The 12,781-nt window shown below is 74.3% G+C and carries 12 protein-coding genes; 8 read left to right on the forward strand and 4 right to left on the reverse strand.

The window, feature by feature from the left end:
* The first annotated feature begins 169 nt into the window (after positions 1-169).
* On the forward strand, positions 170-709 hold the full coding sequence (locus Cs7R123_RS29775; RefSeq protein WP_244872224.1) for an NUDIX hydrolase: 540 nt from the start codon (positions 170-172) through the stop codon (positions 707-709).
* Between the two features lie 43 nt (positions 710-752).
* On the opposite strand, the gene Cs7R123_RS29780 is transcribed toward Cs7R123_RS29775, so the two are convergent.
* Positions 753-1,880, reverse strand: a complete 1,128-nt coding sequence (locus tag Cs7R123_RS29780; protein ID WP_212831327.1) for a DNA polymerase III subunit beta — start codon at positions 1,878-1,880, stop codon at positions 753-755.
* A gap of 72 nt (positions 1,881-1,952) precedes the next feature.
* Here Cs7R123_RS29780 and Cs7R123_RS29785 point away from each other — a divergent pair, with 72 nt between their 5' ends.
* Positions 1,953-2,264, forward strand: a complete 312-nt coding sequence (locus Cs7R123_RS29785) for a MazG-like family protein (RefSeq protein WP_212831328.1) — start codon at positions 1,953-1,955, stop codon at positions 2,262-2,264.
* A 261-nt stretch (positions 2,265-2,525) separates the two neighbouring features.
* Entirely contained in the window at positions 2,526-3,608 is a 1,083-nt protein-coding gene (locus tag Cs7R123_RS29790; protein WP_212831330.1) for a DUF5925 domain-containing protein, read from the forward strand.
* 563 nt (positions 3,609-4,171) lie between these two features.
* On the opposite strand, the gene Cs7R123_RS29795 is transcribed toward Cs7R123_RS29790, so the two are convergent.
* Positions 4,172-4,909 (reverse strand): ABC transporter permease, encoded by a 738-nt coding sequence (locus Cs7R123_RS29795; protein WP_212831332.1) that lies wholly within the window; start codon positions 4,907-4,909, stop codon positions 4,172-4,174.
* On the reverse strand, positions 4,902-5,606 hold the full coding sequence (locus Cs7R123_RS40875) for an ABC transporter ATP-binding protein (RefSeq protein ID WP_212831333.1): 705 nt from the start codon (positions 5,604-5,606) through the stop codon (positions 4,902-4,904). Before Cs7R123_RS40875 ends, Cs7R123_RS29795 begins: the two co-directional genes overlap by 8 nt.
* A gap of 47 nt (positions 5,607-5,653) precedes the next feature.
* Between Cs7R123_RS40875 and Cs7R123_RS29805 the strand changes: the two genes are divergently transcribed.
* Positions 5,654-6,301, forward strand: a complete 648-nt coding sequence (locus Cs7R123_RS29805; protein ID WP_212831335.1) for a TetR/AcrR family transcriptional regulator — start codon at positions 5,654-5,656, stop codon at positions 6,299-6,301.
* 103 nt (positions 6,302-6,404) lie between these two features.
* Positions 6,405-10,436, forward strand: coding sequence for an AAA domain-containing protein (locus tag Cs7R123_RS29810; RefSeq protein WP_212831337.1), 4,032 nt, complete (start codon positions 6,405-6,407; stop codon positions 10,434-10,436).
* Here Cs7R123_RS29810 and Cs7R123_RS29815 read toward each other — a convergent pair.
* Entirely contained in the window at positions 10,426-10,848 is a 423-nt protein-coding gene (locus Cs7R123_RS29815) for an NUDIX hydrolase (protein WP_244872485.1), read from the reverse strand. The genes Cs7R123_RS29810 and Cs7R123_RS29815 overlap by 11 nt on opposite strands.
* A gap of 163 nt (positions 10,849-11,011) precedes the next feature.
* Between Cs7R123_RS29815 and Cs7R123_RS29820 the strand changes: the two genes are divergently transcribed.
* From Cs7R123_RS29820 to Cs7R123_RS29830, 3 genes are all read left to right on the forward strand, one after another.
* Positions 11,012-11,677 carry a reprolysin-like metallopeptidase gene (locus Cs7R123_RS29820; protein WP_212831340.1) on the forward strand — a complete coding sequence of 222 codons (666 nt, stop codon included), beginning with the start codon at positions 11,012-11,014 and terminating at the stop codon, positions 11,675-11,677.
* The gene (locus tag Cs7R123_RS29825; RefSeq protein WP_212831342.1) at positions 11,677-12,246 is read left to right on the forward strand and encodes a hypothetical protein; all 570 of its coding nucleotides are present in this window, start codon (positions 11,677-11,679) and stop codon (positions 12,244-12,246) included. The genes Cs7R123_RS29820 and Cs7R123_RS29825 overlap by 1 nt, the downstream gene beginning before the upstream one ends.
* Positions 12,247-12,423: 177 nt before the next feature.
* A complete protein-coding gene (locus Cs7R123_RS29830) occupies positions 12,424-12,768 on the forward strand; it encodes an Imm51 family immunity protein (RefSeq protein ID WP_212831344.1) in 345 nt (114 codons plus the stop codon).
* Positions 12,769-12,781 lie beyond the last annotated feature (13 nt).

Raw genomic sequence — 12,781 nt, forward strand, 5'->3', positions numbered from 1 at the left:
TTGGCCTATCTCGTCGAGTTCGATCTCCGATTATTCGATGAGATAGGCCAACGTTTATGAAAAAGCGCGCGGTGGCGCACCGGGCACGGCACAGGGGCAGCGCGGCGGGGCGCAGGGCGGCCACCGCGCGGGGCGGCGGGACGTGACCGGCGTCGATAGCATCCCAGGGGTGATCGAACGCTTCCCGCTGCTGTTCGCGCCGAAACGCTGGGACTGGGCCGGTGTCGACGGGCGCTTCTCCGTCGAGAATCCGCCCGCCGAGCTGGTGACCAAGGTGCACCTGGTCGGGTTCGACGGCGACCGGATCGTGCTGTGCCGCGACGCCCGGCCGGTATGGTTCCTGCCCGGCGGCAGCCGCGAACCCGACGAGTCGCTGACCGAGTGCGCGGCCCGCGAGCTGCTGGAAGAGGCCGGTGCGGTGCTGCGCGGGCCGCTCTACGTGGTCGGTGCGCACACCTGCCTGTCCGACCGGCCGGGGCCGTACCGGCCGCATCATCCGCATCCGGAGCAGGCCTGGCTGTGGTGCTTCGCCGACGTCGCGGTCGAGGCGGCGCCGCTCAACCCGCCCGGCGCCGAGCAGGTGGTGGAGGTCCGCGCCGTCGAGCTAGCCGAAGCCCGGCAGCTGCTGCTGTCCGACGGCGCGTGGTTCCCGGAGCTGGTCGAGCTGGCCGTCGAGCTGCGCACCGCCGGGACCGCGCCGCTGCTCTGACCGTGGCCGCCCCGGCCCGGGGCGGCGGCTCCGCCGATCGGCGTCAGCGCACCTGGTCGGCGTCGCGGCGCAGCGGAACGACGAGGTAGCGCAGGTCGGCGGCGTCGCCGTCACGGGCGGTGAACACGGTCGGGCGCAGCGCGGCCTGGAACTGGAGGCGCACCGGGCCGCCCGCGAACGGGCGCAGCGCGTCGAGCAGGAAGCGCGACTGGTAGTGCCGGGTCAGCCAGTCGCCGGAGGTCTCGGCCTTCAGCGTCTCCTCGGACTCCCCGGCCTGCGAGTCGCGCCCCTGCACGCGCAGCTGCCCGTCGGCGACGTCGAGGGTGACCCCGCCGGTCGGGCCCGCGTACAGCGCGGCGCGGCGCACGGCGTGGGCGAGCTCGTCGGCGTCGACGACCGCCCCGGCGGCGGCCTCAGCGGTCAGCAGCCGCTCCAGCTGCGCGTCGGGGAAGCCGGTGGCCAGCGAGGGCGCGGTCACGGCCCAGCCGGGCCAGGACAGGGCGCAGCGGCCGTCGCCACCGTGCAGGGTCACCGCGTCGGCCGCCGCGCACAGCCGGGTGACCTCGGCCAGCAGCGTCGCGGGCACGAGCACGTCGAGCTCGGCGGCCGGGGCGGCGGCCTGCCGCCAGGCCAGGGACGCGGTGGCGAGCCGGAACCGGTCGGTGGCCAGCAGCGACAGCCGCCCGTCGGCCGAGCGCAGCCGCACCCCGGTGAACAGCGGCAGCGCCTCCTCCCGGGAGGCGGCCGCGGCCACCGCGGCACCGGCGGCGGCCAGGTCGGCGCCGGGCACCGTGCCGAGCGCGGCCGGAAGGCCGGCCAGGGCGGGAGCGGCGGGCTCCAGCCGGGGCAGCGCGAACCTGGCCCCGGGCGTACGCAGGGCGACGCGGCTGCCCTCGACCGCGACGCGCAGCTGCGGCGCGTCCAGGTGGGCGAGGGTGTCGGCCAGCGCCCGGCGGGACAGCGTCGCCTCGCCGTCGGTGTGCACGAGCGCGGGCAGCCGCACGCACGCGGCCGCTTCGCCGTCGGTGGCGTGCAGCTCCAGCCGGTCTCCGGCGCCGCGCAGCAGGACCCCGGCCAGCGCCGGGCGGATCGCCCGCACCGGCAGCAGGCGCAGCAGCCGGGCGGCCGCGTCGGCCAGCAGGGCGGTGGGCACGGTGAGGTCCAGCGTCATGGCCCGCACGCTATGGCGGGGGTACGACAACCCGCCGCGCACGCCGCGCACGCCCCGCATAGGGTGGCCGCCGTGGACGACGTGAGCAGGGCGGCGGTGGCCGCGGCGGTGAGCTGGCTGAACGAGCACCACGGCAACGGGCCCCAGCAGCAGACGATGCGCATCCTGAAGGTGACCGAGGAGGCGGGCGAGGCCGCCCGCGCCTGGATCGGCGTCACCGGCCAGAACCCGCGCAAGGGCGTGACGCACACCCCGCGCGAGGTCGCCGACGAGCTGGCGGACGTGGTGATCTCGGCGCTGGTCGCGATCGAGAGCCTCGGGTTCGACTCCGACCAGGTGCTGTCGGAGTGCGCGGCCAAGGTGCTGGCGCGGCTGCCGCGCTGAGCAGGTGCGCGTCACACCGGCGTGATCGCGGCCGGGCTCGCTCGTTCCTCCAGGGCGATCCGCGCCATCACGACGAGTTCGCCGGGCGGTGTTCAGCCCCGACGGGCACACCCTGTCGTCAACGTGCAGGCCGCACACGGGACGACCTTCGCCATCCGGGGACCCTGGGCACGCATAGGTGTGTGAATTCTTGAGCGCGCGCCTGCGCGGCCAGCCGAAAACTGCTATGGCGGGACGTCCACTTGAGAGATCATCGCTGGTATGGGCACCCTGTCACAGCTGCCGACGAACCTCACCCTCGACGACGCCGACACGCCCCGCGACATCGTCGACGCGATGATCCTGGCCCCGTTCAGCACGGGCGATCAGCCGTACGCGCACACCGCGCGGCTGCCGAGGGTGCGCAAGGACGCCCCGCTGCTGCCCGCCGACGGGCGCATCCTGCGCGTGGCCACCGACGACGGGCTGCGCAGCCACCTGGCGGCCGGTGACGGCTGGACGCTGCGGGCCGCGCGCTGGCGCGGCGGCGTCGCCGAGGTGACCGTCACCGCGACCAGCGATGAGCTGGCGCTGCGCATACTGGAGGACGCCACCCGCGGCGCCCGCGACGAGCACGCCGAGCGTGCCGACAGCGTCTCGATGGGCTTCTGGCACCACTCGGCCAAGCGCGGCGCCCAGCGCAGCACGCGGCCGATCACCACGCCGTCGTGGGCGGCGATCCGCGACAACTACGCGGGCGACGTCGCCGCGTCGCTGGAGCGCCTGATGGCGCTGACGCCGGAGTCGATCTCCGGCCGCCTGCTGCTGCTGCACGGGGTGCCCGGCACGGGCAAGACCACGGCGCTGCGGGCGCTGGCGCAGGCGTGGTCGTCGTGGTGCCAGGTCGACTGCGTACTCGACCCGGAGAACCTGTTCCACGACTCCAGCTACCTGATGGAGGTGGCGATCGGCGACGACGAGCACGAGGAGCGGCGCTGGCGGCTGCTGCTGGTCGAGGACTGCGACGAGCTGATCTCCTCGGCGGCCAAAGCCTCCAGCGGCCAGGCGCTGTCACGCCTGCTCAACCTGACCGACGGGCTGCTGGCGCAGGGCCGCGACGTGCTGGTCGGACTGACCACCAACGAGCCGCTGGCGCGGCTGCATCCCGCCGTGGTCCGCCCCGGCCGGTGCCTGGCCCAGATCGAGGTCGGCCCGCTGCCCTTCGCCCAGGCCAGCGCCTGGCTCGGCACCTCCGTCGGCCTCAACTCGTCCGGCGCCACCCTGGCCGAACTCTTCGCCCTCCAGCGCGGCGACCGCGACCTGGTCTCGCACTCCCCCGAACCCGCCACCGGCTACTACCTCTGACCCACCCCACCCACCTCCCCCGCCGCACTCCCGCACACCCCCACCCGCCGCACCCCCGCGCACCCGCACTACCGCACACCCCCGCCCGCCGCACTCCCGCGCACCCGCACTCCCCGCGCACCCGCGCACCCGCACTCCCCGCACTCCCCGCGCACCCGCGCACCCGCGCACCCGCGCACCCGCGCACCCGCGCACCCGCGCCCAAGATCACTACACTTTCGGGGAAAGTGCACGAATCTTGACGCCCATTCCTGCACTTTCCCCGAAACTGCATTGATCTTCCGAACGCGCCCAGGCGCGACGCCCGCGCAGGCGGGGCGCGCGGGCCAGGGTGCCCCGGCGTGGCCAGCACCGGACGGGACGCGCGCACGGTGCGGAACCCCGGCCGAGTTGCCGGGCAATCGGGCGTATCTTGGGCGGCCATTCGCCCAGTTGCCCGGCAACTTGCGTGATCTTGGCACGGCGCGCTGTGCGCGTGGCGCGGCGTGGATAGGCGTGGCGTGGCGTGGATAGGCGTGGCGCGGCGCGGCGCGGAAGGGGTGGGGCGGAAGGGGTGGGGTGGGTCAGAGGAGGCGGGAGCGGCCCCAGCCGCGGGACATGCGCCAGGTGGCGAGGGCGGTGGCGGCGAGGGCGATCGTGACGAGGACGGCGGCGCTGGTGAGGGTGGTACGCGGGTCGCCGTCGACGGCACCGTGCATGGCGCGCATGGCCCAGTAGCCCGGTGAGGCGGGCGCGATCGTCCGTGCCCAGGCGGGCAGCAGCGACAGCGGGACCATCGCCCCGCCGAGCGTGGTCAGCACCAGCGCGCCGAGGTCGTTAACGGCGCCGAGCTCGCTGTGGCTGCGCACCAGCACCGCCGCGAGCGCCCCGAGCGCGAGCAGTGTCGCGGCCCAGGCCAGCGCGGCCAGCGCCAGCAGGTCCGGGCGCGCCACGCGCATCCCCATGACCACGACGCCGTACCCGAACACGACCGCCTGCTGCGCCAGCAGCACCCCGCCCAGCGGGATCGCCTTGCCGAGCAGGATCTCCACCGGCCGGGCGGGTGTGGTGCGCACCCGGTCGAGGGTGTGCCAGGTGCGTTCGGTGAGCAGCGAGCCGCCCACGATCGACAGCCCGAGCAGCGAGAACAGCACGAGCGCGCCGGTGACGGCGTACGCGGTGCCGGAGGCGCCGATGGCGGCGGTGTACAGCGGCCGCAGCACCGTGATGATCGCCAGCGGCATGACGATGCGGCTGATCACCGCGCCGGGTTCGGCGGCCAGCAGGGCCAGGTTGTGCCGGATCAGGACCGCGCTACGCATGGTGCACCGCCAGGGCGTGGTAGAGGCCGTCGAGGGTCTCGTGCTCGGCGAGGAGCTCGTCCTGGCTGCCCCGGGCCACGACCCGGCCGCGGGCGCAGACGGCGAGCGTGGCCCGCAGCTCGACGAGTTCGGGCAGGTAGTGGGTGGTGTAGACGACGGCGGCGCCGGTGGCGGCGTGGTCGCGGACCAGGGTGAGCACGGCGGTGCGGGTGAGCGGGTCGGCGCCGGTGGTCGGCTCGTCGAGCAGCAGCAGGGGCGGCCGGTGCAGCATCGCGGCGGCGGCCTGGGTGCGGCGGCGCTGGCCGCCGGAGAGCAGCCCGACAGGTTTGCCCAGCACGTCGGACAGGTCCAGCGCGGCGGCGGTGTCGTCGATCGCGGCGCGCAGGCGCGGGCCGCGCAGCCCCGCGAGCCCGCCGAACAGGCGCAGGTTGCGCTCGACGGTGACCGGGGCGTAGAGCGCGATCTCCTGCGGGGCGACGCCGACCAGGTGCCGGGCGCGGGCCGGCGGGAGCCCACCGACGGTGACGGTGCCGGAGTCGGGGCGGGTCAGGCCGGTGACGATCTCGACGAAGGTGCTCTTGCCGGCGCCGTTGTGGCCGATCAGGCCGCAGATCTCACCGGGGGCGACGGTGAGGTCGAAGCCGTCGAGGGCGGTGCTGGCGCCGTAGCGCTTGCGCAGGTCGTACGCGGTGAGCACGTGCGACTCCTTTGTGATCTACGCTGTATAGATCTACACTGTAGAGCATGCCGGAGCAGGGTGTCGAGACCGACCGCCGCCGCGAGATCCTCGGTGCCGCGCTGGCGCTGGCCGAGGAGAAGGGGCTGGCGGCGCTGTCCATGCGGGCCGTGGCGGCCCGGGTCGGGGTGACGCCGATGGCGCTGTACCCCCATGTCGGCAGCAAGGACGCGCTGCTCGACGGCCTGGTCGACCTGCTGCTGGCCCAGCTCCTGCCCGCCGCGCGCAGCGGCGGCGGCTGGGAGGACCGGCTGCGGGCCGTCGCCCGCGCGGTGCGCGGGCTGGCCCGCCGCCACCCGGAGACGTTCGGCCTGCTGCTGGCCCGCGCCTCGGTCACCCCCGACGCGGTACGGCTCGTCGACGGCATCTACGCCGCGCTGCTGGAGGCCGGCGTCCCGCCCCAGCGCGTACCCCGGCTGGAGCGCCTGGTCTCCACCGCCGTGCTCGGCTTCGCCGAGGGCGAGATCAGCGGCCGGTTCACGCCCACGCCGGACCGATGGGACCGCGGCCGCTCGCTCGGCGGCGACGCCCCGGCCCACCGCGCGCTGGCCGAGGTGCTGGCCCGGCCCGCCGACTGGGACGCCGAGTTCGAGGCCAACCTCGACGACCTGCTCCACGTCATCCGCCGCCACGCCCACCCCGCCCCCGCGAGCTGAGGCGGGCACCTCTCATAGCGATACGTGGTAGAAGGTGCCCTTCCTGACCCGCGGGGCGGTGGTGCGATTGGTGCGGGGTGCGCGGGGATGCGATGGTGGGGCGGTGACTGTGCCCGTCTCCCCCATCGCCCGGCCGCACGTCGCCACGGCCGCGCGGCGCTGGGCCGACTCGCTGATCGACGACTCCGGCCGCAACCAGCTCGCGTACTACCGCGATCTGAAAGCCGGGACGCTGCCGCTGGACGGGGCCAGCCCGGCCGCGCTGACCATGCTGCTCGCCGGGCGGCAGGTCACGCTGCGCCAGCTGTTCCCCGAGGAGCCCGCGCACGCCGACGCGCTGCGGCGGGCCAAGACGATCCGCACCCGGATGCGGACGCTGGCCGAGGAGCGCGGCGTCGACGCCGGCTACCTGGCCAGCGGCCTGGCGACCTGGCACGAGCAGGGGCGTACGCCGCGGGCCCCGGTGCTGCTGCACCGGCTGGTCATCCGGACCACCTCGGCGGCCGAGACCGAGTTCGCGCTGACCGCCGACCCGGAGCCGACGGTCAACCCGGTGCTGCTGTTCAAGCTGGCCAAGGAGCACGGCCTCGCCGTCGACCCGGAGGAGCTGCTCGACGCGCTGCCCGAGGGCGTGTACGACCCGGCGCCGCTGTTCGAGCGCCTGGGCAAGGCCGCGCAGGACGTGCCCGGGTTCGCCGTCGCGCCGCACCTGCTGGCGGGCACCTTCCTCTACGAGAAGCTGCCGATGGTCACCGACATCACCGAGCACCCGCGGCTGCTGGCCGACAGCGACGTGATCGCCGCCCTGGCCGGCGACCCGGACGCGCTGAGCTCGCTGTACGGTGCCGACCCGATCGCGGTGGACCAGCCCGACCAGGTCGCCCCGTCCGACGAGTTCCTGGTGCTCGACGCCGACTCGTCGCAGAGCTACGCGGTGAACGCGGCGGTGGCCGGGCACCACCTGGTGGTCAAGGGGCCGCCGGGGACGGGCAAGAGCCAGACCATCGCCAACATGATCATGGCGCTGGCGGCGCGGGGCCGTACGGCGCTGTTCGTGGCCGAGAAGCGGGCCGCGATCGACGCCGTGCTCGACCGGCTGGCCCACGTCGGCCTGTCCGACCTGGTGCAGAACCTGCACGGCGACCAGTCCAGCCGCCGCGAGCTGGCCCGCGCGCTGGACTCCCGGTTGCAGCGGGCCCGCCACGAGTCGCGGCCGACCACCGAGCAGACCGACCGCGACCTGGTCGAGTCCCGCACCGCCCTGTCCCGCCACCACAGTGCGCTGCACGCGGTGCACCAGCCGTGGGGGCTGTCCGCGTACGACCTCCAGGCGCGCCTGCTGGGCACCGACCCGGCCGCCGCCACCCGGCAGCGCTGGAAGGGCGAGCTGCTGACCGCCCTGGACGCCGACGCCGCGCCCCGGCTGCGCGCCGCGGTCGTGGAGCTGGCGCAGCTGGGCGCGTTCGCCGCCGAGCCCGGCCCGGGGCCGTGGGTGCGGGCGGTGTTCCGCGACCGGGCCGCCGCGCAGGAGGCGTACACGCTGGCCGGCGAGGCCGCCCCGGCGCTGGAGCGGGTGCGCCCGCAGCTGGCCGCGCTGGCCGCCCGGCTCGGCCTGGCCGCCCCGGCGACGCTGAGCTCGGCCCGCAAGATGGGCACGCTGCTGTCGGAGGTGGGCGCGACCCTGACCCGCTTCGACGCTGCGGTGTACGGCGCGGACCTGCCGCTGTGGCTGCGCGCCACCGCCGAGGGCGACCAGCGCGAGGGGCTGGGCTTCTGGGCGCGGCGCCGCACCGTCAAGCAGATCCGGGGGCACTGGCGCGGCGGCGGCCGCCCCGGCCCGGCGCAGCTGCACGAGGCCTTGGTGGCGGCCGCCGACCAGCTCGCCCGGTGGCGGGTGGTCAGCCTGGACGGGCAGCCGCCGCGCACCGATCCGGCGCTGGCGCCGACCGTGGCGGAGTCCGCGCGCGTCGACGGGCTGATCGACCGGCTGCGGGCGTACGTCCCGGTCGACGCCGACGACCTGGCCGCGCTCCAGACCGAGCTCGACCGGCTGGCGCTGGACCAGACCGACCTGCTGCACACCGCGCGCCGCAACGAGCTGGCCGAGCAGGTGGTGCGCTGGCAGGCGCACCGGCTGCTGGACGACCTGGCCGGGCGCGGGTCCGACGCGGGGCTGGCCGGCGCGGCGTTCGACCACGCCTGGCACAGCTCGATCCTGGACGAGGTGCGCCTGGCCGACCCGGAGCTGTCGGCGTTCCACGGCACCGCCCTGCACGCGGCGGTGAACCGGTTCCACGTCGCCGACGCCGCGCACATCACCTCGGCGGCGCAGCGGGTGCGGCACCTGTCCGCGCTGAACATGATGCGGGTGCTGGACGCCCACCCCGACCAGCAGCAGCTGGTGCGCCGGGAGGCCGCGAAGAAGATCCGGCACCTGCCGATCCGGCGCCTGTTCGAGCAGGCCCCGGACGCGCTGACCGCGCTGAAGCCGTGCTGGGCGATGAGCCCGCTGCTGGTCAGCCAGGTGCTGCCCGCGCGGGTGCTGTTCGACGTGGTCATCTTCGACGAGGCGAGCCAGGTCGAGCCGGTCGACGGCGTCACCGCGATCATGCGGGGCCGCCAGGTCGTGGTGGCCGGGGACGAGCACCAGCTGCCGCCGACGGACTTCTTCAGCCGCGGCGACAGCGGCCTGTCCGACAGCGAGGACGGCACGGCGCTGTCCGACGACGTGGAGTCGCTGCTCCAGGCGTTCGCGCACACCCTGCCGCTGCCGCAGGTGCGCCACCTGGCCTGGCACTACCGCAGCCGCGACGAGCGGCTGATCGCGTTCTCCAACGCGCACATCTACGGTCCCAGCGGCAACGCGCTGACCACGTTCCCGGGGGCGGACATCGGCGACGGGATCAGCCACGTGCTGGTCGCCGACCCGCTGGCCGCCGCGGCGGCGTCGGGGCAGCCGACCGACGCCGACTCCCCGGCCGCGGTGGCCGCGGCCGCCGCGGCGGCGGTCCCGGCGAACCTGGAGAGCAGCAGCGCCGAGGTGCGCAAGGTGGTCGAGCTGATCCTGGCGCACGCGCAGCAGCGGCCGGGCGAGTCGCTGGGCGTGATCACCATGGGTATCACCCACGCCGAGCGCGTCGACACGGCGCTGCGCCGGGCGCTGGTCCGGCGGCCGGAGCTGGAGCCGTTCTTCGCCGAGAGCGGGCACGAGCCGTTCTTCGTCAAGAACATCGAGCGGGTGCAGGGCGACGAGCGCGACGCGGTGATCCTGACCGTCGGCTACCCGAAGAGCCCGGACGGGCGGGTGCTGTACCGGTTCGGGCCGCTGAACACCAAGGGCGGGCACCGGCGCCTCAACGTGGCGATCACCCGGGCGCGGCGGCGGATGACCGTGGTCAGCTCGTTCAGCCACCTGGACCTGGACCCGGCGAAGCTGCGCGCCCCGGGCGCGGTCATGCTGCGCGACTTCCTGGAGTACGCCGCCGCCGGCGGCCCCCGCCAGACCGCCGCCGCCGACACGGCGGCGCTGAACGCGTTCGAGGCCGACGTGTTCGCCCGGCTCACCGACGCGGGCATCCCGCTGACGGCCCGGCACGGCGTGGGCGGGCAGCGCATCGACTTCGCGGCCGTGCACCCGGCCGACCCCCGCCGCCCGGTGCTGGCGATCGAGGCCGACGGGTCGACGTACCACGCCTCGCCGACGGTGCGCGACCGCGACCGGCTGCGCCAGCAGCACCTGGAGCGGCTGGGCTGGCGGTTCCACCGGATCTGGTCGACCGACTGGGCCCGGCAGCGCGAGGTGGAGATCGCCAAGGCGCGGGCGGCGTACGACCTGGCCGTGTCCGGTTCCGACCTGCCCGGACCGCAGCAGCTGGCCGACGCGGTGACCGTGCAGCTGATGACCGCCGCCCCGCGCCGCCTGCCGCGACCCGAGCTGCCCAAGGACGTCCCGGTCGCCGACCTTCCGGACGAGACGCTGGTGGAGCTGGTGCGCTGGATCGAGAGCGACGGCCTCAACCGCACGGAGGACGAGGTCGTGGCCGAGGCGTCGACCGCGTTGGACGTGCCCAGGCGCACCGCCCGGGTCACCGAGTCGATCCGCGCGGCCGTCAGGCGGGCGCGGCCTACTTCTTGACGGCGGCCCGCAGCACGTCGCGGACGGCGTCGAGCATGGCGATGGAGTCGAGTTCGGCGGAGGGGTGCCAGCTCGGCTCCACCATGGTGCCGTCGGGCTGAGGACGCAGGTCGCCGCCGAGCACGGTCACGGCGTACAGCATGAAGACGCCGTGGAAGTCCAGGCCGCCGGCCAGCTCGCGGTGGTCGGAGCCGACGTCGAGCAGCCCGTCCACCCGCACCTGGAGCCCCGTGGTCTCGGCGAACTCGCGGACCACCGTCTCGGCGGGATGCTCACCGTGCTCGATGGTGCCGCCGGGCGGCATCCATTTGCCCAGGTCGCCGTGCGAGCTGCGGCCGATCTGCACGAGCAGCACGGTGTCACCCTCGCGCGCAAGACCGTACGCCGAGACCCGCTGCCATTGCCTGACCATAGTCACGACACAAAAGCCTGCCATGTCCGGGCGCGGCCGGACAGATGGCCGTCCTACTTAATCCGGTCATCGGGCTTTCGGGTCCCTCCGCCGTTCAACTGATGCAAATACTGCTACGTGTCGATACCGTGGCGCCCTCTGTCCTTTTCACGAGGGGAACTCGATGAATCGACTCGTGCGCCGGATCGCCGCAGCCGGCACGGTGTCCCTGGTCGCCGCAGCGGTCACGCTGGTCGGCCAGGCCCCGGCCGGGGCGTACATGACCTTCCAGCAGCTGTGCGGCGGGGGCAAGTTCTCGTCCGCGTCCCAGGGCGTCTACATCGCCGCCGCGACCGTGCCCACCGCGTGGACGTCGGCGATCGACTCCTCCCGGCAGCAGTGGAACGGCATCTCCGGTTCCGGCTTCAGCTACTCGGCGCCGGTCCGCGTGACCGGCCCGCTGCCGCCCGCCGGCGGCCACGGCACCGCGGTCCGCTACTACAACATCCAGGCCAACGACGGGATCCCCGCCAACACTCCGGCCTGGACGTCCAACCTCGACCCGCTGTCGGTCAACCACGGCATCGCGTACGTGAACCTCAGCAACCAGTGGAGCTGGAACACCACGGGAACGCTCAACCAGGCCAGCCGCGTCGCCGACGTGCGCACCGTGGTGACCCACGAGATGGGGCACGCCAACGGACTCGCCCACCCCTGGCAGGGCAACTGCTCCGGCTCGGCCAACCGCAGCATGACGGACGCCGAGAAGGCGTCGGTCATGAACGTCACGTGGGTCAAGAAGTGGACCACGAACTCCGACGACAAGGCCGCGATGGCCTTCCTCTACTGATGAGGTCACGCCGGCTCGCCGCGCTGGCCGCGCTCGCCGTCCTCTGGAGCGCGGTCGCCGCGTGCACGTCCGCCCCGTCGCAGGAGCCGCAGCTCAGCAACCTGATCGGGGTCGGACCGCTGCAACCGCCGCCGGTCCGGCCGTTCGCCGACCTCGTGGCGGACGACCACCTACCGGCCGCGGTGCGGGCCCGCATCGTGGCGATCGACCCGGTGCGCTGGCACGACGGCGAGAGCATCCGGTATCCGTACTGCCTGGTGCATCTGGCCGTGGACCACGGCTGGCGGCAACCGGTCCCCGATGATCTGGCCGTGCGGATCTTCGGCGGCGTGGAGGGCGACCGCAAGTACGTCAGCGCCATCCAGCCCGACCCGGTGACGCTGCGGCCGGGCATGGAGCTGCTCCTGTTCGTCTCCCCGCCCGCGCAGATCGATCCCGGGGTCACCGCCGCCACCGTCGAGGAGCTCTTCTTCGTCGACGGTGACACGCTGCTGCGCTTCGACCGTACGGCCGCCGACGTGACGGTCACCCAGGCGGTCGCGGCGCTGAACGCAGCCGAGACCGGCTAGCGGATCGGCCGGGCCGTCCCCGGGCGACTCGGCCGATCTTGGGCGTGGTGTGGGTCACGCCGGGACGGCAGCACGGAGCCAAGGGGGCTTGAGCGCTGGTTTCAGCCGAACGGGCGAGGCAAAGTCGGCCCTTCGGCGAAACATCAGCGGCACGTCCAAGCGCCTATGCTCGCGAACATGTCGAGCAACGACTTCGCGCCGTGCCGCCTGATTGAGCACGAATCCGGTGAGTACAGCCTGCTCTTCGACGACTTCGATGACTATGTCGACATCTTCGACGAGCAGGGCTGGGAAGGTAACGGCTACGCCTGGGAGGGCGTGGTCCAGGTGATGCTCGCCGAGCGCGTGCCCGAGATCCTCGACCAGATCGAGTTCGACTCCGAGACCGGCACGTTCTCGGTCACCGCCGCGAGCGAGGAGCCGCTGCTCGAGGTGGTCGCGGTGATCCGGGAGGCCGTCGTGGACCTCGACGTGCTCGCCGACGCCATCGCCCGCGCCGAGGAGCAGGGCCTGCTCGACTAATGCCGTGCGGGCC

The organism is Catellatospora sp. TT07R-123 (assembly GCF_018327705.1).
Taxonomy (GTDB): domain Bacteria; phylum Actinomycetota; class Actinomycetes; order Mycobacteriales; family Micromonosporaceae; genus Catellatospora.